Source organism: Vibrio sp. 03_296, from assembly GCF_002265885.1.
The window spans coordinates 38,884-60,186 of sequence record NZ_NPKW01000029.1 but is presented as its reverse complement, the minus strand read 5'-3'; the positions used below and the strand labels follow the sequence as shown (position 1 = coordinate 60,186).

Annotated in this window: 21 protein-coding genes; 17 read left to right on the top strand and 4 right to left on the bottom strand. The window is 47.3% G+C overall.

Annotated elements, in window-relative coordinates; all coding sequences use genetic code 11:
* Positions 1-262 precede the first annotated feature (262 nt).
* On the top strand, positions 263-802 hold the full coding sequence (locus CIK04_RS02375) for a DUF3332 domain-containing protein (protein ID WP_011149672.1): 540 nt from the start codon (positions 263-265) through the stop codon (positions 800-802).
* 56 nt (positions 803-858) lie between these two features.
* On the opposite strand, the gene CIK04_RS02370 is transcribed toward CIK04_RS02375, so the two are convergent.
* Positions 859-2,331 (bottom strand): aminoacyl-histidine dipeptidase, encoded by a 1,473-nt coding sequence (locus tag CIK04_RS02370; RefSeq protein ID WP_039469369.1) that lies wholly within the window; start codon positions 2,329-2,331, stop codon positions 859-861.
* 1,007 nt (positions 2,332-3,338) lie between these two features.
* Between CIK04_RS02370 and CIK04_RS02365 the strand changes: the two genes are divergently transcribed.
* The 14 genes from CIK04_RS02365 to pgpA all read left to right on the top strand — a co-directional run bounded on the left by CIK04_RS02365 (position 3,339) and on the right by pgpA (position 15,985).
* A complete protein-coding gene (locus tag CIK04_RS02365) occupies positions 3,339-4,628 on the top strand; it encodes an NCS2 family permease (protein WP_011078434.1) in 1,290 nt (429 codons plus the stop codon).
* Between the two features lie 144 nt (positions 4,629-4,772).
* Positions 4,773-5,237, top strand: coding sequence for an oxytetracycline resistance phosphoribosyltransferase domain-containing protein Tet(34) (gene tet(34), locus CIK04_RS02360; RefSeq protein ID WP_017420847.1), 465 nt, complete (start codon positions 4,773-4,775; stop codon positions 5,235-5,237).
* A 162-nt stretch (positions 5,238-5,399) separates the two neighbouring features.
* Positions 5,400-6,647 carry an esterase FrsA gene (frsA, locus tag CIK04_RS02355; RefSeq protein WP_017420848.1) on the top strand — a complete coding sequence of 416 codons (1,248 nt, stop codon included), beginning with the start codon at positions 5,400-5,402 and terminating at the stop codon, positions 6,645-6,647.
* Positions 6,648-6,752: 105 nt separating this feature from the next.
* A complete protein-coding gene (gene crl / locus CIK04_RS02350; protein WP_011078431.1) occupies positions 6,753-7,142 on the top strand; it encodes a sigma factor-binding protein Crl in 390 nt (129 codons plus the stop codon).
* Between the two features lie 123 nt (positions 7,143-7,265).
* Positions 7,266-8,405: a glutamate 5-kinase gene (gene proB, locus CIK04_RS02345; RefSeq protein WP_038963551.1), complete on the top strand. Its 1,140-nt coding sequence runs from the start codon at positions 7,266-7,268 to the stop codon at positions 8,403-8,405.
* A gap of 12 nt (positions 8,406-8,417) precedes the next feature.
* Positions 8,418-9,686 carry a glutamate-5-semialdehyde dehydrogenase gene (locus CIK04_RS02340; protein WP_097353154.1) on the top strand — a complete coding sequence of 423 codons (1,269 nt, stop codon included), beginning with the start codon at positions 8,418-8,420 and terminating at the stop codon, positions 9,684-9,686.
* A 200-nt stretch (positions 9,687-9,886) separates the two neighbouring features.
* A complete protein-coding gene (gene nrdR, locus CIK04_RS02335) occupies positions 9,887-10,336 on the top strand; it encodes a transcriptional regulator NrdR (protein WP_011149678.1) in 450 nt (149 codons plus the stop codon).
* Positions 10,337-10,355: 19 nt separating this feature from the next.
* Positions 10,356-11,462 carry a bifunctional diaminohydroxyphosphoribosylaminopyrimidine deaminase/5-amino-6-(5-phosphoribosylamino)uracil reductase RibD gene (ribD, locus tag CIK04_RS02330; RefSeq protein ID WP_097353153.1) on the top strand — a complete coding sequence of 369 codons (1,107 nt, stop codon included), beginning with the start codon at positions 10,356-10,358 and terminating at the stop codon, positions 11,460-11,462.
* Position 11,463: 1 nt separating this feature from the next.
* The gene (locus CIK04_RS02325; protein ID WP_097353152.1) at positions 11,464-12,120 is read left to right on the top strand and encodes a riboflavin synthase; all 657 of its coding nucleotides are present in this window, start codon (positions 11,464-11,466) and stop codon (positions 12,118-12,120) included.
* A 97-nt stretch (positions 12,121-12,217) separates the two neighbouring features.
* Complete coding sequence (gene ribBA / locus CIK04_RS02320; RefSeq protein ID WP_038963553.1) at positions 12,218-13,327, top strand: bifunctional 3,4-dihydroxy-2-butanone-4-phosphate synthase/GTP cyclohydrolase II; 1,110 nt, start codon at positions 12,218-12,220, stop codon at positions 13,325-13,327.
* Between the two features lie 176 nt (positions 13,328-13,503).
* Entirely contained in the window at positions 13,504-13,974 is a 471-nt protein-coding gene (gene ribE / locus CIK04_RS02315) for a 6,7-dimethyl-8-ribityllumazine synthase (RefSeq protein WP_011078424.1), read from the top strand.
* Positions 13,974-14,441, top strand: coding sequence for a transcription antitermination factor NusB (gene nusB, locus CIK04_RS02310; protein ID WP_011078423.1), 468 nt, complete (start codon positions 13,974-13,976; stop codon positions 14,439-14,441). The genes ribE and nusB overlap by 1 nt, the downstream gene beginning before the upstream one ends.
* Positions 14,442-14,507: 66 nt before the next feature.
* On the top strand, positions 14,508-15,476 hold the full coding sequence (thiL, locus tag CIK04_RS02305; protein WP_026050426.1) for a thiamine-phosphate kinase: 969 nt from the start codon (positions 14,508-14,510) through the stop codon (positions 15,474-15,476).
* Positions 15,477-15,481: 5 nt separating this feature from the next.
* On the top strand, positions 15,482-15,985 hold the full coding sequence (gene pgpA / locus CIK04_RS02300) for a phosphatidylglycerophosphatase A (RefSeq protein WP_097353151.1): 504 nt from the start codon (positions 15,482-15,484) through the stop codon (positions 15,983-15,985).
* Positions 15,986-16,051: 66 nt separating this feature from the next.
* Here the strand turns inward: pgpA and dxs are convergent, their stop codons facing one another.
* The 3 genes from dxs to xseB are packed head-to-tail and all read right to left on the bottom strand — an operon-like array spanning position 16,052 to position 19,085.
* Positions 16,052-17,917: a 1-deoxy-D-xylulose-5-phosphate synthase gene (gene dxs / locus CIK04_RS02295; protein WP_097353150.1), complete on the bottom strand. Its 1,866-nt coding sequence runs from the start codon at positions 17,915-17,917 to the stop codon at positions 16,052-16,054.
* 20 nt (positions 17,918-17,937) lie between these two features.
* Positions 17,938-18,822, bottom strand: coding sequence for a (2E,6E)-farnesyl diphosphate synthase (ispA, locus tag CIK04_RS02290; RefSeq protein WP_026050427.1), 885 nt, complete (start codon positions 18,820-18,822; stop codon positions 17,938-17,940).
* A gap of 20 nt (positions 18,823-18,842) precedes the next feature.
* Entirely contained in the window at positions 18,843-19,085 is a 243-nt protein-coding gene (gene xseB, locus CIK04_RS02285) for an exodeoxyribonuclease VII small subunit (protein ID WP_011078418.1), read from the bottom strand.
* 367 nt (positions 19,086-19,452) lie between these two features.
* Here xseB and pomA point away from each other — a divergent pair, with 367 nt between their 5' ends.
* Together pomA and CIK04_RS02275 are read left to right on the top strand one after the other, a co-directional pair.
* On the top strand, positions 19,453-20,214 hold the full coding sequence (pomA, locus tag CIK04_RS02280) for a flagellar motor protein PomA (protein WP_011078417.1): 762 nt from the start codon (positions 19,453-19,455) through the stop codon (positions 20,212-20,214).
* 15 nt (positions 20,215-20,229) lie between these two features.
* Complete coding sequence (locus tag CIK04_RS02275; protein ID WP_026050428.1) at positions 20,230-21,183, top strand: flagellar motor protein MotB; 954 nt, start codon at positions 20,230-20,232, stop codon at positions 21,181-21,183.
* Positions 21,184-21,303: the final 120 nt, after the last annotated feature.

Here is a 21,303-nt window from a genome sequence, read left to right as displayed (position 1 = left end):
CATTCGACCTTATTAAGATTACGATAAAAATCGCTAATCGTTCACTGACTTTTCTCTGATTTTTGTCGATAGGTTGTTAATTTTGGTTGGTTGAAATTTAATCGCTCAATGTGTCTTGTTTTACTATATAACCTTGTTATGTAAGGAGTCTTGATTTTGAGATCGCGTTGGCAACACAGAATTTTCCTACTTTGAGGATGGTTTTTATCTGCGCTAATATGCGCCCCCAATTCCTGTTCTCCAAATTACATTCGAGGTAAATATGAAAAAGACGATCACTAAAGTCGTGGCATTATCTGTAGCAGCAATGGCATTGTCTGGCTGTGTAGGCAGCAACGCAGTAACGGGTTACGTTATGGGCTTCAACTTAAAAGCTGTAGACAACCGTTACGCTCGTGGTGGTCTAAACATGTTGTTGGCGCCAGTATACGGTGTGGCGATTGCAGCAGACTACATTGTATTTAACTCACTGGAATTCTGGACGGGTAAAAACCCGCTAAACGGCAAGCCACACATCTTTGACACTAAGATGGACACTTACATTGATGTAAACCACCAACTAGACAAGTCACTAACAACTGCACCGATTGCGCCGTTAACGAACAACCGTATCATTGAGCAAGGTATGATGCAGCAGATCGACGAAAATACCGTTCAAATGGATATCACCTACAACAATGGTGAAAAAGCGACATTAACGGGTGTACGTGAAGGTGATTTCGTGACGTACTACATTGATGGTGAAGTGGTTGCACAAACGTCAATGGATGAGCTAGCGGCTTACGCACAAAATCGTGCTTAATGGATAGCGAACGATACAGAAAGGGCGCGAGTTTCGCGCCCTTTGTTTTTCTCGTGTTATGCCTTTTCAGGAATCGCTTCCAGTAACGCCACCATTTGATCCCAGTAAAGTTGTACTGTGTCAATCTTCACTTTCTCATCTGGAGAGTGCGGGAACTTAATCGTTGGGCCAAATGACACCATGTCCATGTCAGGGTATGGTTTCTTGAATAGGCCGCATTCTAGACCCGCGTGAATGACCATGATGTTCGGTTTGTGACCGTAAATGCCTTCGTACATATCACGGAAGATCGCCATGATTTCAGAATCAGCATCCGGTTTCCAACCAGGGTAAGCGCCAGAGAACACAATGTGTGCGCCAGCCAGTTCTGCGACTGATGTCAGCATGCTTTCCACTTGGCTGCGACCTGAGTCGATCAGTGATCGGATCAAGCACAATACGGTGATTTTGTTCTCTTCAGTGGTGATAACACCCACGTTAAGCGACGTTTCAACCACACCTTCAATCTCATCGCTCATGCGAATGACACCGTTTGGACAAGCATTTAACGCAGCGACAAAGCGTTGTTGATCAGCATTGGTCAATACACCCGCTTCCACATCGACCGCTTGGTTAAACGTGACAATATTGGTTTCCACTTTACCGAGTTCGGCTTTTAGAAGTTCAGTGTAATAGTCAAACAGTTGAGCAAGCTTATCTTGGTTTTCTGCAGGCAGCGCCACTTTGACGAAGGCTTCACGAGGAATCGCATTACGCAGGCTACCACCGCGGAATTCCACCAAGCGCAGATCCAATTCTTGTGCGTGGCCGGCAAGGAAACGTGCCATCAGTTTGTTTGCATTACCACGGCCAGTGTGGATGTCACAACCTGAGTGGCCGCCTTTTAAGCCTTTTAGCGTTAACTGACGAGTAATAAAGCCTGCAGGAACCGCTTCGCGTTGAATATCAAACGTCATCGCGCCGTCGATACCGCCTGCGCAGCCCATGTAGACTTCACCCTCTTGCTCTGAATCGGTATTGAGAAGAATGTCGCCTTCTAGCCAGCCAGCTTCCAAACCGAAAGCGCCCGTCATGCCGGCTTCTTCATCAATGGTTAGCAGAACTTCAATTGGACCATGCTTGATCTCTGTTGAGGCCAACACCGCAAGGCAGGAAGCCATGCCAATTCCATTATCCGCTCCGAGCGTCGTACCTTCTGCGGTTACCCACTCACCGTCAATGTATGGACGAATAGGGTCAGTGGTGAAGTCGTGTTGAGTGTCTTCGTTTTTTTGAGGCACCATGTCGATGTGCGCTTGAAGAACAACACCCTTTTTGTTTTCCATGCCAGGTGTCGCAGGCTTTTTAATAAACACATTGCCGGTTGGATCGCGACGAACGTCTAGACCTTGCTCTGCCGCCCAGTTGACGATGTATTGAGCAAGTGCTTCTTCATGCTTTGATGGGTGTGGGATAGAACAAATCTTATCAAAAAACTGCCAAAGTGGAGCAGGTGATAAGGTACTGATTTCAGAATGGAACTCAGACACAGATGACTCCTTTTTCTAGGTTTGCCGGATGATGGCACTGCTGTTAGCCCAGTAGATTAGATGGTTGTGGGTTCAGCAGATTATAAGTTGTGAGCAAGGATATCACTTGCAAGCAGAGCCGAGTAGTGTCAGTCACTGGCTGTTTACAAGTGCACTGTCACAGAATGTGAACATCGCTGTCAGCGCTTACTCAATTGGTTGGTTATGTTCTGTAACTTAACCTATTTTGAGTTTGATAATTCTGTAATTTAATTACCAAATTTATTTGATTTAGATCATTAAATGAAATTTATGTGATTTTAATCACCAAAAGTATTGTAATAAAATTTCTTGGTGGTATATTTGTAACCAACTTCTAAAGCGAAGAAAAAATGCTCAAAGGATGAGTCCGTTTATCGCCTCCAAGGAACCGAGAAATCAAACATGTTTAATTGATTTAATAAGGTGATAGTTATGAAAGGTTTAGCATCTGCAATGTTTTGGACAAACAACTCTGTTTACACCCGCAACTTTGCATACCCAACAAGCTTTGGTTACAAGTAACGTACGCTAACCAAGTGCATGTGACCCCGAACGATTTGTTCACCCCTAAATTGGAATTTTCTTTCAGTAATCGAACTGACATGATTCTACCGCCACTCAAATTGAGTGGCGTTTTTTTGTTTTCTCAATATTAGTGATACGAGAACAGACCTCACTTCCGAAACCAATCGAATCCGCCGCATTTCTTGCATGTAAACTTTGCAATTTTTCCTCGTTATTCCATGTAAGTTTACGACATTGTCGATTTATTCTTCAGTTTATCTTCTAAAGTCCCTGTTTTTTCTGGTTGTTTCTTAAAGGAAAAATAATAGCGGCTAATTTTTCTTGCTGAAATGGTTTCATAATCCAGCGAGAAATCTTTATTAGAGTGAAAAATCTATCTGGAATTTGTTATTTGATAACTTTATAATCTGCAGCCAATCGATTACGCAACCGTTTACTTTTTACCTTTACAGGATTCGATCATGCTCGAAAGGCTATTTAAACTCAGCGAACATGGCACAAATGTGCGCACTGAGATCATTGCAGGTATTACTACCTTCTTGACGATGGCTTACATCATTTTTGTTAACCCAGCGATTCTAGCTGATGCGGGAATGGACCGTGGTGCCGTTTTTGTTGCTACCTGTCTTGCCGCAGCAATTGGCTGCTTCATCATGGGTCTACTTGCCAACTACCCAATCGCACAGGCGCCAGGCATGGGCTTAAATGCCTTCTTTACCTACGCGGTTGTTCTTGGAATGGGGTATACCTGGCAAGTCGCATTGGCGGCCGTATTTGTTTCGGGTGTGCTTTTTATCCTGTTGAGCATCTTCAAAATTCGTGAGTGGATCATCAACTCGATTCCGCTCTCTTTGAGAACGGGGATCTCTGCGGGTATCGGCTTGTTCCTTGCGTTCATTGCACTGAAAAATGCAGGTATCGTTGTTGATAACCCAGCGACGTTTGTTTCTCTTGGCGATATCACTTCTCTCGCACCGGCTCTCGCTGCATTTGGTTTCTTTTTGACTATTGCACTTGTTCACCGTGGTGTTAAAGGGGCAGTAATGATTGCGATCTTGGCAGTGACGGCACTTGGTTTGGTGTTTGGTGATGTCCAATGGGCGGGTGTGATGTCAACCCCACCAAGTATTGCGCCTACGTTCATGCAACTGGACTTCTCTGCGGTATTTGAAGTTGGCATGATTTCAGTGGTGTTTGCTTTCTTGTTCGTTGACTTGTTCGACACGGCGGGCACGCTCGTGGGTGTTGCAACCAAAGCGAACCTGATTGAGAAAGATGGCAAACTGCCACGTTTGAATAAAGCACTGCTGGCTGACTCAACAGCGACTTCTGTAGGTGCGCTACTAGGTACGTCAAACACAACGTCTTACATCGAAAGTGTCTCTGGTGTGGCGGCTGGTGGCCGTACAGGTTTAACTGCGGTTGTCGTGGGTGTGCTATTCCTATTGGCACTGTTCTTTTCGCCACTGGCTGGCATGATTCCCGCGTACGCAACGGCAGGTGCTTTGTTTTACGTGGCAATTTTGATGCTTTCAGGTCTTGTTAGCATTGATTGGCGCGACTTAACCGAGGCGGCTCCTGTTGTTGTGACATGCTTACTGATGCCACTGACATTCTCGATTGCAGAAGGGATTTCTTTAGGTTTTATCGCGTATGCTGCCATCAAATTGTTCAGCGGAAAAGGGCGTGATGTTTCACTCAGTGTCTGGATTATGTCGGCTATTTTTATCATCAAGTATCTGGTGGCTTAAATAGCTTTTAGAGTTGCGTTCCGGTAGAATAATCGTTTGCGCAGCTCGATACCCAAACTTTCTGTTACGTTTCGGGCTCTCATCTTTATGAGAGCCTGTTGTCTGTTTGGGACAATAGATTTTTCAAATAATTAGGTTATTACAATGAGCAACAAATTCGTTATTACCTGGGATGCCATGCAAACTTACTGCCGTCAACTTGCTGAAAAACAGATGCCAGCAGACCAGTGGAAAGGCATTTGGGCAGTGAGCCGTGGTGGCTTGGTTCCTGGAGCTATTCTGGCTCGTGAGCTAGGTATTCGCTATGTCGACACCATCTGTATTTCCAGCTATGACCACGATCATCAACGTGATATGACTGTATTGAAAGCACCGGAAGGTGACGGCGAAGGCTACCTAATCGTTGAAGATCTAGTCGATAGTGGTGACACCGCGCGTAAACTGCGTGAAATGTACCCTAAAGCGAAACTGATTGCGGTTTGTGCAAAACCTTCTGGTAAAGAGTTGTTGGATGATTATGTCGTCGACATCGCTCAAGAGACTTGGATTGAACAGCCATGGGATATGGCATTGGCTTACGCTGAGCCAGTAAACCGAAAGCAGAAGTAAATCCTGATTTTGTTGAGAGAATGACCCTTTTACGGGTCATTTTTTTTTATACTGTTATACTGATTTGGCTTTTAGGCGCACACACTCTTGAATGGAAAGAGTATTAAGCCACTGAGCCGTATTTGTTTTTTAGTCTTTTGGAATGTCACTCTGAGCCCGAATATGTCAGAAGAAGTCAGCAAAAACCTGTCAGAAACGCTATTTGTCAAACATAAGCAAGCCAAAGAAACCTCGGCATTGACTCAATACATGCCGACCAGCCAATCCTTACTTGATGAAATTAAAGAGAAGAATGGTTTTTCTTGGTATCGCAACCTTCGCCGCTTGCAATGGGTGTGGCAAGGTGTCGATCCTATTGAGCAAGAACAAGTGTTGGCTCGTATTGCCTCTTCCAAACATTCACGTACTGATGAGCAATGGCTCGATACGGTGATGGGATATCACAGTGGCAACTGGGCTTATGAATGGACGAGGCTCGGTATGGAGCATCAAAAGCGCGCCAGTGAGATGACGAATGAAGCGGCATCGGAAGCGCTCTTCTCCGCATCCTTGTGCTACAGCATCGCAGGTTACCCGCACCTCAAGAGTGATAACTTGGCCATTCAAGCACAAGTTTTGGCCAACAGCGCTTACCTTGAAGCCGCGAAAAAAAGCAAATACATCATCAAGCAGCTCGAGATCCCATTTGAGAAAGGGAAGATCACCGCTCACTTGCATCTGACCAATACGGACAAACCGCATCCTGTGGTTATTGTGAGTGCGGGGTTAGACAGTCTGCAAACAGACATGTGGCGTCTATTTCGAGATCATCTTGCCAAGCACGATATTGCCATGTTGACAGTAGACATGCCATCGGTGGGGTACAGTTCAAAATACGCGTTAACGGAGGATTACAGTCGCCTTCACCAAGCTGTGTTGAACGAGCTTTTCTCTATTCCTTATGTCGATCATCATCGAGTTGGTTTGATTGGCTTTCGTTTTGGCGGTAACGCCATGGTGAGGCTCTCGTTCCTTGAGCAAGAAAAGATCAAAGCGTGCGTTATCTTGGGTGCGCCTATTCATGATATTTTTGCTTCCCCACAGAAATTGCAGCAAATGCCGAAGATGTACCTCGATGTCTTAGCCTCGCGTTTAGGTAAAAGTGTGGTGGATATTTACAGCTTATCGGGGCAAATGGCCGCGTGGTCACTGAAAGTACAAGGTTTTTTGAGCAGTCGTAAAACCAAGGTGCCTATCTTGGCGATGAGCTTAGAAGGGGATCCTGTCTCGCCATATTCGGATAATCAGATGGTTGCGTTTTTTAGCACTTATGGCAAAGCGAAGAAAATCAGTTCCAAAACAATTACACAAGGATATGAGCAATCCCTCGATTTAGCGATAAAGTGGCTGGAAGATGAACTCTTAAGGTGACAAATCTCCTAATTTAGTCAAGAGTGATATATGAGGCTTAAAATTTAAGCTCATGATAAATAAAAATTATTGTCATTCTTAACATTGAAGAAAATGGAGATTCACATGTCAGAAGTGACGAACAACCCTACCCACAATCGTTTATTGGCAAAATTGCGAGCGATGGGGCCTTACTTGAGAGACCCTCAATCTAAGGAAGGGCTTTACTACTTTGATTGCTTGTCTGTTTGTATTGATGATCGAAAATCACCAGAGTTGCGCGAGTTTTGGGGCTGGTGGATGGAGCTGGAAGCGACTGAGGGAGGCTTTACAGCAAACTATCATATTGGAAAATATGATGTTGAAGGGAACTGGCTCGATTTGGCTATTCCTAAAAATGCACTTGAAGAAGTGAATAAAACCCAGAACTGTTTTCATCTCAAATTAGTCAAAACCTTGGAAGAAAATTTTCAGCTAAGCGTGGCATATCACGAGCAGTCAGTGGAATTTGTCTGATTTCATCCTCTTGGAACTACCCAAATCAAAAAGGTGCGATTTTCGCACCTTTTCTGCTTGTGAATTCTTCATTTGATTGTTAAAACATCTTCTCTATTTTTGTGTTTCATTTCAGAAGACATCATGACAACGAATCAACAAAGCGTCGCTGCTTCTCAACCCAAAACTATCGTTGTGAAGCTTGGAACCAGTGTGTTAACAGGTGGTACATTAGCGTTAGATCGCGCTCATATGGTTGAGCTTGCGCGCCAATGTGCAGAGTTAAAAAAACAAGGCCACTCTGTGGTGGTGGTCTCGTCAGGCGCGATTGCCGCTGGACGTGAGCACTTAGGTTACCCCGCGCTGCCCAATGCGATGGCAAGCAAACAGTTGCTTGCTGCGGTTGGGCAAAGTCAGTTGATTCAAACTTGGGAATCGTTATTTGCACTTTATGGCATAAAAATTGGCCAAATGTTGCTAACACGAGCGGATCTGGAAGATCGCGAACGTTTTCTCAATGCACGAGATACGATTAACGCACTAGTGGAAAACGGCATCATTCCTGTCGTTAACGAAAATGACGCCGTCGCCACGAGCGAAATCAAAGTGGGCGACAACGATAACCTCTCTGCCTTAGTGGGCATTTTATGTGGCGCTGATAAACTGCTATTGCTGACAGACCAAAAAGGCTTGTATACCGCCGATCCGCGTAAAGATCCCAATGCTGAGCTGATCAAAGAAGTTAAAGTCATTGACGACACCTTACGTAAAATTGCGGGTGGTAGTGGTACAACACTAGGCACTGGTGGGATGGCAACAAAGCTCCAAGCTGCGGACATTGCGCGTCGTGCTGGCATTGAAGTCATCATTGCGGCAGGCCGTGGTCAAAATGTCATTTTTGATGCGTTGAGCCCTGTACCTCAAGGAACCCGTTTCTTGCCTTGTGAAGAGGCGTTGGAAAACCGCAAGCGTTGGATCCTCGCAGGCCCTGCAGCCTCTGGTGATATTGTGATTGACCAAGGTGCGGTGAAAGCCGTGGTCGAAAAAGGCAGCAGTTTGTTGGCGAAAGGGGTGACCAAGGTACTTGGCGAGTTTTCTCGTGGCGAAGTGGTTCGTGTAACGGATGCACAGGGCCATTTGGTTGCGCGAGGTATTGCGAGTTATTCCAACCAAGATATGGCGAAAATTGCCGGTAAGCACAGCAAAGACATTATTTCGATTCTGGGCTATGACTATGGTTCAGAAGTGATTCACCGTGACGACATGGTTGTCATCCAAGAATAGTCGCTCACCAGAATCAAAGAGGACAACAAAGTGGATTTAATCACATTAGGCAAAGCGGCAAAAGACGCTGCTTTTCAGCTCGCCACCGCTTCTACGGCGCAAAAGAACAAAGCATTGGCCATCATTGCAGATGAACTTGAAGCGAATACAGCGGATATTTTGGCGGCAAACAGCAAAGATATCGAACTCGGTCGACAAGCGGGTTTGAGCGAAGCGATGCTGGATCGTTTACTTTTGAATGAATCTCGCTTGAATGGCATCGCCAACGATGTACGTAACGTGATCAGCCTAACGGATCCGGTCGGTAGCGAAATCGACAGTAAAGTGTTGGAAAATGGCATGCAGTTGTCACGCCGTCGTGTGCCACTTGGCGTGGTTGGTGTGATTTACGAAGCGCGCCCAAATGTCACTATCGACATCGCGGCATTGTGCCTAAAAACCGGCAACGCGAGCATCCTACGTGGCGGTAAAGAGACCTTCTTCTCCAACATGGAGTTGGTGAAGGTGATTCAATCGGCGTTAGCGAAAGCTGGCCTGCCAGCGGCGTCGGTGCAGTACATTGAAAAACCGGATCGCGAGTTGGTCACTCAATTGCTGAAACTGGACGATTACGTTGACATGATCATCCCTCGTGGTGGCGCTGGGCTGCACAAAATGTGTAAAGAAAACAGCACTATCCCTGTGATCATTGGTGGCTTCGGTATCAGCCATATTTTCGTTGATGAAACGGCCGACCTCGCGAAAAGCGTGGATGTGGTGGAGAATGCAAAAGCTCAGCGTCCTTCCGCTTGTAATGCGCTGGATACCTTACTTGTCCATGAGCGTATTGCAGAGCAGTTTCTTCCGATGCTGGTTTCAAAACTAAATGGCAAAGTGACTTTTGTTGTTGAACCAAAAGCCAAAGCGTACATGACTAAAGCTGAACAGATGCGTGATGCGAGTGACGGTGATTTTGATACCGAATGGTTGAGTTACACGCTGGGGGTCAAAGTGGTTGCGGATGTGCAAGAAGCGATCGAACACATGCGTGAACATAACGCGAGTCACTCTGACGCTATCATGACTAATCATCTGCAAAACGCAGAGCTGTTCATCAACTCGGCGGGCTCTGCGGCGGTGTATGTCAACGCATCGACACGCTTTACCGATGGCGCACAATTTGGTTTGGGCGCCGAAGTGGCAGTGTCTACTCAGAAATTGCACGCACGTGGTCCAATGGGATTGGAAGAGTTAACCAGTTACAAATGGGTTGGCAAGGCGAATTACCTTTCACGCGCGTAAGTGTAATCGAGTTTGAGTTAACATATCCGGTCTAAACCGTTTTGAAAAAGGGGCATTACGCCCCTTTTTGTTTTATTCGGCCTAGCAATTCCGCTAAACTAGCCGCAAGTTCTGCACCTGCTTTGCTACCGTGAATCGCTGTATTAGCACGGATATTCGCAATCGCGTGCAGATGGATCTATGCATCATTGGGAGGTGATATGCATTGTCCTTTCTGTTCAGAAAATGACACCAAAGTAATTGATTCACGTTTGGTGGCCGATGGTCATCAAGTCCGTCGCCGTCGTCAGTGCCTCGCGTGTAACGAGCGTTTTACCACGTTTGAAACCGCGGAGCTGTTAATGCCAAAGGTGATCAAATCCAATGGCAACCGTGAGCCGTTCAATGAAGACAAGATGGTTGGTGGTATTCAGCGTGCTTTAGAGAAGCGCCCTGTCAGTGCCGATGCGATTGAACTGGCGATCAGCATGATCAAATCCAAATTACGTGCCACTGGCGAGCGTGAAGTACCGAGCAAAATGATCGGTAACTTGGTGATGGAACAGCTCAAACACTTAGACAAAGTGGCCTATATTCGCTTTGCTTCCGTATACCGTAGTTTTGAAGATATTCGTGAATTTGGTGAAGAAATCGCCAGATTGGAAGATTAACGCAAGGTAACGGTTCACCATGTCGGAATTTACTGCAATCGATAGACAAATGATGCTGCGCGCCATTGCTTTGGCGAAACGTGGTCTCTATACCACCGCACCTAATCCTAATGTTGGCTGTGTATTACTGCGCGACGGCGAAATTGTCGGAGAAGGTTTTCACTTTCGTGCTGGCGAGCCTCATGCGGAAGTGCACGCAATGCGTATTGCTGGCGACAAAACCAAAGGGGCGACCGCTTACGTCACATTAGAGCCTTGCTCACACTATGGTCGAACGCCCCCATGTGCCGAAGGTTTAATCAACGCTGGGGTAAGCCGAGTGGTGTGTGCCATGGAAGACCCAAACCCCCAAGTCGCGGGGAGAGGTTTTGCCATGTTGCGAGAGGCTGGGATCGAGGTATCGGTGGGCCTACTTCAAGCAGAAGCAGAAGCACTGAATCCTGCTTTTATTAAGCGAATGAAAACGGGCATGCCGTTTGTTCAACTCAAAATGGCCGCGTCCCTCGACGGTCAAACAGCGTTGGCCAATGGCCACAGTCAGTGGATCACCTCACCACAAGCTCGCCGAGATGTGCAACGTTTTCGGGCTCAGTCTGGGGCGATTTTGTCCACCAGTAAAACGGTGATTGCTGACAATGCGTCTCTCAATGTTCGCTGGTCAGAGTTACCTTCGTCTGTGCAACTCGCTTTGCCGCAAGAACAGCTGCGCCAGCCAACTCGAGTTGTGTTGGACAGACAAGCCGAGCTTTCGCCGGAGCTAAAAATTTACCAAACCGCGGGTGAGCGACTCATTGTTGGCCCCAAAGGTGATCTCCCTGCACCTTTGGATGAGCAAGGGCAGATCGATTTGCCGCAACTGTTCGCGCAACTGAGTCAAACGCAGTTCATTAACCATCTTTGGGTTGAAGCGGGAGCAACGCTGGCGGCGAAACTGATCAAACACCAGTTGGTGGATGAGCTGATTGTTTACCTTGCCCCAAAACTGATGGGCAGCGATGGACGTGGGTTGATTGGTGCGCTGGGTTTGCAAGCCATGTCGCAAGTGATCGATTTAGACATTAAAGATGTGCGAATGGTTGGGCCGGATATCCGCATCATTGCGCACATCAAAGCAAAAGAAAGTTGATATGTTCACAGGAATTATCGAAGCAGTTGGAACCTTGGCTGCGATTACCCCAAGAGGGGAAGACATTACCGTAACGGTTAACACAGGCAAGCTCGATATGTCGGACGTTAGATTGGGCGACAGTATTGCCACGAATGGTGTTTGCCTGACGGTGATTGATTTTTCAGATCGTCATTACAGTGCTGATCTCTCGTTAGAGTCTTTAAAGAAAACGGGCTTTGCCAATTATCAAGTTGGTGACAAGGTGAACCTCGAGAAAGCGATGCTGCCAACCACCCGTTTTGGTGGTCATATTGTTTCTGGCCATGTGGATGGCGTTGGTGAAATTGTTGAGCGTAATCAGGTTGGCCGTGCGATCGAGTTTTGGGTTGTGATGCCCGAGAGCTTGAGCAAGTACGTCGCGGAAAAAGGCTCAATCACTGTTGATGGGATCAGTTTGACCGTGAATGACCTACGCAAGAACGCGTTTAAACTTACCATCGTCCCTCATACGGGTGACGAAACCACGATTAATGATTTCCAAGTGGGTCGCAAAGTCAACTTAGAAGTGGACGTTCTTGCTCGCTACATGGAACGTTTGTTACTCGGTCAACAAGCCCAATCCAATAATGAATCCCGCATCACCATGGAATTCTTGCAACAGAATGGTTTTGCTTAGTTCACAGAATGTTAGCCCACAGGTTGACACTCGGTAACGATGAATCAGACTAGTGTCTATCAGCGTTTTAGCGCTTAAATTGACAGGAAATATCGCTATGCCAATCAGTACACCCCAAGAGATCATTGAAGACATTCGTTTAGGCAAAATGGTCATCTTAATGGACGATGAAGACCGTGAAAACGAAGGTGATTTGATTATGGCGGCGGAGCACATTACGCCAGAAGCCATCAATTTTATGGCCAAATATGGTCGCGGTTTGATCTGTTTGACCATGACCAAAGAGCGTTGTCAGCGCCTTGGATTGCCGCCAATGGTGCAAGATAACAACGCGCAATACACGACAAACTTCACTGTTTCCATCGAAGCGGCGGAAGGCGTGACAACCGGTATTTCAGCGGCGGATCGCGCTCGAACCGTTCAAGCGGCAGTAGCAAAAGAAGCTAAAGCGGCAGATTTGGTGCAACCGGGGCACATTTTCCCATTGGCTGCGCAAGATGGTGGCGTGTTGACTCGCGCGGGTCATACCGAGGCAGGCTGCGACCTTGCTCGTTTAGCGGGTTTCGAACCAGCCTCTGTTATCGTTGAAATCCTTAATGACGATGGCACCATGGCGCGCCGACCTGATTTGGAAGTGTTTGCTGAGCAACATGGTCTCAAACTCGGCACCATTGCCGATTTGATTGAGTATCGAAACAATACCGAAACCACGATTGAACGCGTTGCAGAGTGCAAGCTACCCACTGAGTTTGGTGAGTTTGATCTGATAACGTACCGCGACACCATTGATAATCAAATCCACTTTGCTTTGCGTAAAGGCACGGTGGGTGATCAAACGCCACTGGTTCGTGTTCACTTGCAAGACACCTTTACCGATTTACTGCGCAGCGATCGTAACGCTGAGCGCAGTTGGACGCTTGATAAAGCGATGAAGCGTATTGGCCAAGAAGGGGGCGTTCTGGTGATTCTGGGTAATGAGGAGTCACCTGAGCTGCTGATTCACCGTGTCAAAATGTTTGAAGCACAAGACAAAGAAGAGGCACCTAAATTGGCCAAGAAGCAGGGCACTTCACGTCGTGTTGGTGTCGGCTCGCAAATCCTTGCAGATTTAGGTGTGCACGATATGCGTTTACTTTCTTCCAGCAACAAAAAATACCATGCCCTTGGCGGTTTTGGTCTGAACGTTGTTGAGTATGTGTGTGAATAACACCACTTCTAATAAACGCAGCGAAAATAACGCTGCGTTTATTTTTCTCCCCCTAATTTGACTCATCTCTTCGCTGTAAGGCAGTATTTCGTGGCGAAATACCATTAGATATTGCTCACAAAATTGTGCTAGAATCCGGCGATTCTCACTTGATGAACATAGTTAAAGGAAGGCTTATGAAAGTGATCGAGGGTGGCTTCCCTGCGCCAAACGCAAAAATTGCTATCGTTATTTCTCGTTTCAACAGTTTTATTAACGAAAGTCTATTGTCTGGTGCCATCGACACTTTGAAGCGTCACGGTCAAGTCAGTGAAGACAACATCACCGTTGTACGTTGTCCTGGTGCTGTTGAACTACCTCTAGTGGCTCAGCGCGTAGCAAAAACAGGTAAGTTCGACGCGATTGTATCTCTTGGCTCAGTGATCCGTGGTGGTACACCACACTTCGACTATGTTTGTAGTGAAATGAATAAAGGTCTAGCACAAGTGTCTCTTGAATTTAGTATTCCAGTGGCATTTGGCGTATTGACCGTTGATACTATCGATCAAGCTATTGAACGCGCAGGAACCAAGGCTGGTAACAAAGGTGCAGAAGCTGCACTGAGCGCACTTGAGATGATAAACGTTCTTTCTGAAATTGATTCCTAATGGGGGCCAGTGTGAAACCAGCCGCACGTCGTAACGCACGTCAATTCGCTTTACAAGCAATCTATTCATGGCAAATTACTAAAGAAAATGTTGCCACTATCGAAGCTCAGTTTTTGGCTGGCGAAAAGTATGATGAAGAAGAGCATCGTGCTGCTGAGCCTGCACTTGCAGCTCCGGAGACTGACGTAGCATACTTCCGCGACTTGTTGACCGGTGTTGTTCTAAGCCACACCGAACTGGATAGTAAGATTCGCCCTTACGTTTCTCGTCCAATGCAAGATTTGGATATGATGGAACTGGCGTTGTTACGTTTGGCGATGTACGAAATGACTCGCCGTGAAGACGTACCTTACAAAGTTGTGATTAACGAAGCGATTGAACTGGCTAAAGTTTTTGCCGCTGAAGACAGTCACAAGTTTGTCAACGGTGTGCTAGATAAAGCCGCACCGCACGTACGCAAAAAATAAGCGTCACTGAATAACGAAAAGGTCAGCACAATGCTGGCCTTTTTTATAACAAAGGAAAGGATTTTGATGTCAGGCGAGTTTAATCTGATTGAAAAATACTTCGTTGGCCGTCAGGCTCAACGTAAAGATGTACACCTTGCTGCTGGAGACGATTGCGCTCTGGTTAAAGCTCCCGCCAATGTGCAAATTGCCATTAGCACCGATACCCTAGTATGTGGCACTCATTTCTTAGCCGATGCCGATCCTGCGTGGGTGGCGCATAAGGCGTTAGCGTCAAACATCAGCGATTTGGCTGCCATGGGCGCAACCCCTGCGTGGGTCTCATTTGCTCTGACTATGCCGCAAGCTGACGAAGCTTGGTTAGCTCCCTTTTGTGATGGTTTTTTTAAGTTGGCAGATTACTTCGGCATTCAGCTCATTGGTGGCGACACAACGAAAGGCCCACTGAGTTTGACCATGACAGTACAAGGGTTTGTCCCTGAAGGGAAAGCGATCACGCGCAGTGGCGCCAAGCCGGGCGACTATGTGTTTGTCACGGGGACGCTAGGCGATGCAAAGGCGGGATTGGATGTGATTCTCGATAGCAACTTGCGTACACGCCCAGCCGCACAAGCGCTAGAAAAAGCGCACTATATGAGTATGCCGCGCATTTTAGCAGGGCAAGCGTTGGTCGGATTAGCTTCGGCGGCGATTGATATCTCCGATGGCTTAATTGCGGATTTAGGGCACATCTTAAACCGTTCTCAGGTTGGTGTTAGCCTCGATGTCTCTAAGCTGCCGATTTCCTCTGAACTACTTTCTTTTTTGACCGAGCGCGAAACAGCACTTCAATATGCGCTGACCAGCGGTGAAGAATACGAGCTTTGTTTTACCGTGCCCGAAGAGGCAAGAGGCACAATCGAAAGCGCCTTGGCGCACGTAGGTTGTAAAGTAACGTGTATTGGGCAAATTCGTCCATATGGCTTTTTTGAACTCCATGATGACGGTACAAAGTTAAATTGGGATTTGAGTGGCTTTGACCACTTTAAGGCGTAATCACCATGAATAATCCACTTGATAAAATTTCTTTAAATAATCCTTGGCATTTATTGGCAACGGGGTTTGGCTGCGGCTTATCGCCGATTATCCCTGGCACTATGGGAACGTTGGCATCCATTCCTCTGTTTCTGGTTTTCGCTCCATTGCCTCTTCCTGTCTATTTGGTGATTGTTTTCGCGGCCTGTCTAGTCGGTATTAAAATTTGCCAAGTGACGTCAGACGACATGGGCGTGCACGATCATGGCTCGATTGTCTGGGATGAGTTTGCTGGCTTTTGGATCACCATGACCATCATGCCTGCGCTGCAAATTCCCATTTCTGAGCTGAAATGGATAGGTGCAGGGTTCGTGTTGTTCCGCTTCTTCGATATGGTCAAACCTTGGCCGATTGGCTGGTTGGATAAGCGTGTGCATGGTGGAGTAGGCATTATGCTGGATGACATTGTCGCAGGGGTGATGTCCGCGCTATCGCTTTATGCCGTCGGTTATTTTGCAGGTTGGCTATAAGCCGGATAAGGCATAAAAAAGGGATTGGCTTTGCCAATCCCTTTTTTGTGTCAGTTTGTCTCTACTTTATTTTGCTAGATAGTGGCGAATTGCTTGCTCAATGCCTTTGGCATCTAAGCCGAGTTCTTCATGCAACTCTTCTTGAGTACCTTGATGGATGAACTTATCCGGTAGACCAAGGTTCAAGACTGGTTTCATGATCTTTTCTTGCATCATAAACTCGATCACGCCCGCACCAGCACCACCGGCAATGGCGTTTTCTTCAATCGTGATAAGCACATCATGCTCGTTGGCCAATTGACGAATTAGCGCTTCATCAAGAGGTTTCACAAAACGCATGTCTGCAACGGTCGCATTCAATGCTTCTGCCGCTTCAAGCGCATTGGCTAAGAAGGTGCCGAAACTCAGAATGGCCACCTTTTCGCCTTGGCGAACCAAGCGGCCTTTACCAATCTCAAGTGCGGTAAATTCAGATTCGATAGGCGTGCCCATGCCATTGCCACGAGGATAACGCACCGCGCTCGGCCCTTGATGTTTGTGGCCGGTATAGAGCATTTGGCGGCATTCGTTCTCATCACTTGGCGCCATGATCACCATGTTTGGAATACAGCGCATGTAGCTTAAATCGAACGCACCTTGGTGAGTTTGACCATCTGCGCCCACCAAACCCGCTCGGTCAATCGCGAACATCACTGGTAGGTTCATGATCGCCACATCGTGGATCAGTTGGTCATAGCCGCGTTGCAAGAAAGTCGAGTAAATCGCCACAATCGGGTTGTATCCGCCAATGGCCATCCCGGTAGCCAGTGTCACAGCGTGCTGCTCTGCAATCGCCACATCGAAATATTGCTCTGGGTATTCTTTAGAGAAACGCACCATGCCGGAGCCTTCACGCATGGCGGGAGTGATCGCCATCAGTTTTGGATCTTGGGCTGCCATGTCACAAAGGAAATCGCCAAAAATATTGGAAAAACTTGGCTTACCACCACTGCTTTTCGGCAGGCTATTATGGGCAGGATCGAACTTTGGCACACCGTGATAGCCAATCGGATCTTTTTCGGCAGGCTCATAACCTTTGCCTTTCTTGGTCATAATGTGCAGAAACTGCGGGCCTTTTAGCTCGCGCATGTTCTTTAGGGTTTTGACCAGCTCCACCACATCGTGGCCATCAATCGGACCAATGTAGTTAAAACCCAGTTCTTCGAAAAGGGTACCCGGAACCACCATGCCTTTCAGATGCTCTTCGGTGCGACGAATCAGTTCTTTAATCGGCGGTACGCCAGAGAGCACTTTCTTGCCACCTTCACGGATCGAGGTATAAAGATTGCCAGAAAGGACACGAGCAAGATGGTTGTTAAGTGCGCCCACGTTTTCGGAGATCGACATTTCGTTGTCATTGAGAATAACGAGCATATCGCTGTGTACATCACCAGCATGGTTCATTGCTTCAAACGCCATGCCTGCCGTGATCGCGCCATCACCAATCACACTAACGACTTTGCGGTTTTGGCCTTCTTTTTCTGCGCAGATGGCCATACCAAGCGCAGCACTGATCGAGGTCGAAGAATGGCCAACAGACAGGGTGTCGTACTCACTTTCTTCACGCCATGGAAAAGGGTGTAACCCGCCTTTTTGACGGATAGTTGGCATCTGCTCACGACGACCAGTCAGGATTTTGTGTGGGTACGCTTGGTGGCCTACATCCCAAATCAGTTGATCAAAAGGCGTGTTGTAAACGTAGTGAAGGGCAACCGTAAGCTCAACGGTGCCAAGACCAGAGGCTAGGTGACCGCTTGATTGACTGACGGAGTTCAATAAGTAAGTGCGCAATTCATCGCACAGTGTTGGCAACGTCTCTTTTGGTAAGAGACGCAGCTCATCGGGTGTTTCTGCTAGTGCCAGTGTCGGGTACTTTGAAATATCAAGAGTCATAGGTATGCGCGCTTATTGTGTTAGTTCTTGCGCTCGACGACGTATCGGGCGAACTCTTCTAAGTGTTGGGTATTGTATGGGATTGCTTCCAAAGCTTGAAGTGCTTCATGTAACAGAGTGTGAGCTTTCTCCATTGCGCCTTCTAAACCGAGCAGCGATGGGTAAGTACTCTTGTTGAGTTCTTGGTCAGAACCTTGTGGCTTCCCGAGCGTTTCGGTATCGCTAATGATATCCAAAATGTCATCTTGCACCTGAAATGCTAACCCAATCGCAGTGGAGTACTTCTCCAACTGAGGCAAAATAGCCAAACCTTTTTCGCCCGCAGCCAAGGCGCCTAAGCGCACCGCGCAACGGATCAAAGCGCCGGTTTTGTTACGGTGAATCTCTTCTAACTCTTCCAGCGTGACTGCGCGGTTTTCCGCGGCCAAATCCAACGCCTGACCAATGCACATGCCTTGCGCTCCAGAGGCTTGTGCCAATGCTTGGATCATGGCAACACGTTGTGTTTCTCCATCAGCAGACAATGTGCCTTCAGCGAGAATGGTGAACGCGAGTGTTTGTAAAGCATCACCGGTTAAAATGGCGGTGGCTTCGTCAAATTTAACATGGCAGGTTGGTTGGCCACGGCGCAGTTCATCATCATCCATGGCTGGCAGGTCATCATGGATAAGAGAGTAAGCATGGATACACTCAATCGCTGACGCAGGTGTGTCGAGTTGCTCTTGGCTGCAACCAAGCATCTCACCGGTGGCATACACCAAAAATGGGCGAGCACGCTTTCCACCTAACACTAGTCCGTAGCGCATCGCTTGAATCAGCGCTTGATTTTGGTGTGGCAGTTTATCGAGCCAAAGATTGAGTTGTTGGTTGTTACGCTGCTGAAAAGACGCAAGGACGTCAATCATAGAGTTATCCATTTAAAACATTACTCTGCCAAGGTGGAGAAATCGCTGAGAGGAGCATCATCACTGTCGCTCAGTAAAATGCTAACTCTTTGTTCTGCTTCTGTGAGTTTAGCTTGGCTGGCTCTGGCTAATGCGATCCCACGCTCAAATTTCTTAAGAGCGTCATCTAAAGCCAGATCACCGTTTTCCAGTTGATCCACCAAATTGTCCAATTCTTCGATGGTTGCTTCGAAGGACATGTTTTCTGGTTTCTTGGTTGCCATATCTATTCTGCCTTTAAAAGAATGCCCGCAAGTTACCTTAGCACGCTGACTTGGTCAAATTTAAGCGGGTAAATTTATCTGAAAATGAGGTTAATAAGGAGGAGAATATTGGCTTGCTAACAAAAAGGTTGCCCGTGAGCGTTAAAATGGCAGTAAACTTGCTATAACTTGTAAAAAGCCCCGAGATGATGCTTGGCACTTTGCCGCCTCATCGAAATAATCAAGGGTAACGGCTTTATTTTGACGCTTAGCAGCAATTTTGTGACTTGTTGACCAAGTTTTTGCTAAAAGATCGTTACTCATTGTCGATAAAGAAAATAATCTCTTTATATTGCGGTAAATCGGAAAATAGCATGAGGAGTGCTTTGTGGATTTAGCAACCCTTTTAGGTTTGATAGGTGGCCTTGCTTTCGTCGTGATGGCGATGATTCTTGGCGGCAGCATCATGATGTTCGTCGATGTGACCTCAATCCTCATCGTTGTCGGTGGTTCCATCTTCGTTGTATTGATGAAGTTTACGATGGGGCAATTTTTTGGCGCGGCGAAGATTGCAGGCAAAGCCTTCATGTTCAAAGCCGATGAACCAGAAGATCTGATTGCGAAAATTGTCGAAATGGCAGACGCGGCGCGTAAAGGCGGTTTCTTGGCCTTGGAAGAGATGGAGATCTCCAACAGCTTCATGCAAAAAGGCATTGATTTGTTGGTGGATGGCCACGATGCCGATGTGGTGCGTGCAGCACTACAGAAAGACATAGCCTTAACTGATGAACGTCACACGCAAGGAACGGGCGTGTTTCGCGCGTTTGGTGATGTTGCACCTGCGATGGGGATGATCGGTACCCTTGTTGGTCTGGTGGCGATGCTGTCCAACATGGATGACCCGAAATCGATCGGCCCTGCGATGGCGGTTGCGCTTTTGACCACACTCTACGGTGCGATTTTGTCGAACATGGTGTTCTTCCCGATTGCGGATAAATTGGCGCTTCGTCGCGACCAAGAGACCCTTAATCGTCGTTTGATCATGGACGGCGTGTTGGCGATCCAAGATGGTCAGAACCCACGTGTTATCGACAGCTACTTGAAAAACTACCTCAACGAGAGCAAGCGTGCCCTCGATATCAATGATTAATCACGGGAGTATGTGATGGATGACGATAGCAAATGTGATTGTCCCCCTCCCGGATTACCTCTGTGGATGGGTACCTTCGCTGACTTGATGTCACTGTTGATGTGTTTCTTCGTACTGCTGCTTTCGTTTTCGGAAATGGATGTACTGAAGTTCAAACAGATCGCTGGCTCAATGAAATTTGCCTTTGGTGTGCAAAACCGCCTTGAGGTGAAAGACATTCCCAAAGGCACCAGCATCATCGCTCAAGAATTTCGACCGGGGCGTCCTGAACCCACGCCGATTGACGTGATCATGCAGCAAACCATAGATATCACCCAGCAAACGTTAGAATTTCATGAGGGAGAGTCGGATCGCGCGGGTGGCACTCAGCGTGACCAGGGCAAAATGACGGGCGGGCAGTCGCCTGAAACGTCGACTCAGACCAACCAAAATACCGAACAACAACAGCAACAGCAGCAGTCGGAAGCCATGTCGAAAGAGATGGAAACGCTGATGGAAAGCATCAAGAAGGCCCTTGAGCGTGAAATAGAGCAAGGGGCGATTGAAGTGGAAAATTTGGGGCAGCAAATTGTGATTCGTATGCGAGAGAAGGGGGCCTTCCCAGAAGGTTCTGCATTCTTGCAGCCTAAATTCCGCCCGCTAGTACGACAAATTGCCGAGTTGGTGAAAGATGTCCCCGGTATTGTGCGGATTTCAGGCCACACGGACAATCAGCGTCTTGATTCGGAGCTTTATCGTTCTAACTGGGATCTCTCTGCGCAGCGTGCCGTTTCGGTGGCGCAAGAGATGGAAAAGGTACGCGGATTTTCTCATCAGCGCTTACGAGTGCGAGGCATGGCTGATACCGATCCTCTGGTCGACAACGATACTGAAGAAAACCGGGCGAGAAACCGCCGAGTGGAAATCAGCATTATGCAAGGTGAGCCTTTGTATAGTGATGAAATTCCAGCCATTCCTCAAGAGCAGTAATTGGGTACGTGAGTTGAATAAAAGACGAGCAGAAATGCTCGTCTTTTTTATGGTTATAATTCGTGTATAATCTTGCGCCCTAAGTCCCACACCTTAGTGCAAGCTCCGGTGTGAATTGAT

Excerpts from the sequence above, each read along its gene's own strand:
- proB (WP_038963551.1), top strand. The coding sequence starts at position 7,266 with ATGACAACGAATCAACAAAGCGTCGCTGCTTCTCAACCCAAAACTATC.
- ribD (WP_097353153.1), top strand. The coding sequence starts at position 10,356 with ATGTCGGAATTTACTGCAATCGATAGACAAATGATGCTGCGCGCCATT.
- pgpA (WP_097353151.1), top strand. The coding sequence starts at position 15,482 with ATGAATAATCCACTTGATAAAATTTCTTTAAATAATCCTTGGCATTTA.
- ribBA (WP_038963553.1), top strand. The coding sequence starts at position 12,218 with ATGCCAATCAGTACACCCCAAGAGATCATTGAAGACATTCGTTTAGGC.
- CIK04_RS02275 (WP_026050428.1), top strand. The coding sequence starts at position 20,230 with ATGGATGACGATAGCAAATGTGATTGTCCCCCTCCCGGATTACCTCTG.
- ribE (WP_011078424.1), top strand. The coding sequence starts at position 13,504 with ATGAAAGTGATCGAGGGTGGCTTCCCTGCGCCAAACGCAAAAATTGCT.
- frsA (WP_017420848.1), top strand. The coding sequence starts at position 5,400 with ATGTCAGAAGAAGTCAGCAAAAACCTGTCAGAAACGCTATTTGTCAAA.
- dxs (WP_097353150.1), bottom strand. The coding sequence starts at position 17,917 with ATGACTCTTGATATTTCAAAGTACCCGACACTGGCACTAGCAGAAACA.
- nusB (WP_011078423.1), top strand. The coding sequence starts at position 13,974 with ATGGGGGCCAGTGTGAAACCAGCCGCACGTCGTAACGCACGTCAATTC.
- CIK04_RS02325 (WP_097353152.1), top strand. The coding sequence starts at position 11,464 with ATGTTCACAGGAATTATCGAAGCAGTTGGAACCTTGGCTGCGATTACC.
- CIK04_RS02375 (WP_011149672.1), top strand. The coding sequence starts at position 263 with ATGAAAAAGACGATCACTAAAGTCGTGGCATTATCTGTAGCAGCAATG.
- xseB (WP_011078418.1), bottom strand. The coding sequence starts at position 19,085 with ATGGCAACCAAGAAACCAGAAAACATGTCCTTCGAAGCAACCATCGAA.
- CIK04_RS02365 (WP_011078434.1), top strand. The coding sequence starts at position 3,339 with ATGCTCGAAAGGCTATTTAAACTCAGCGAACATGGCACAAATGTGCGC.
- thiL (WP_026050426.1), top strand. The coding sequence starts at position 14,508 with ATGTCAGGCGAGTTTAATCTGATTGAAAAATACTTCGTTGGCCGTCAG.
- ispA (WP_026050427.1), bottom strand. The coding sequence starts at position 18,822 with ATGATTGACGTCCTTGCGTCTTTTCAGCAGCGTAACAACCAACAACTC.
- crl (WP_011078431.1), top strand. The coding sequence starts at position 6,753 with ATGTCAGAAGTGACGAACAACCCTACCCACAATCGTTTATTGGCAAAA.
- nrdR (WP_011149678.1), top strand. The coding sequence starts at position 9,887 with ATGCATTGTCCTTTCTGTTCAGAAAATGACACCAAAGTAATTGATTCA.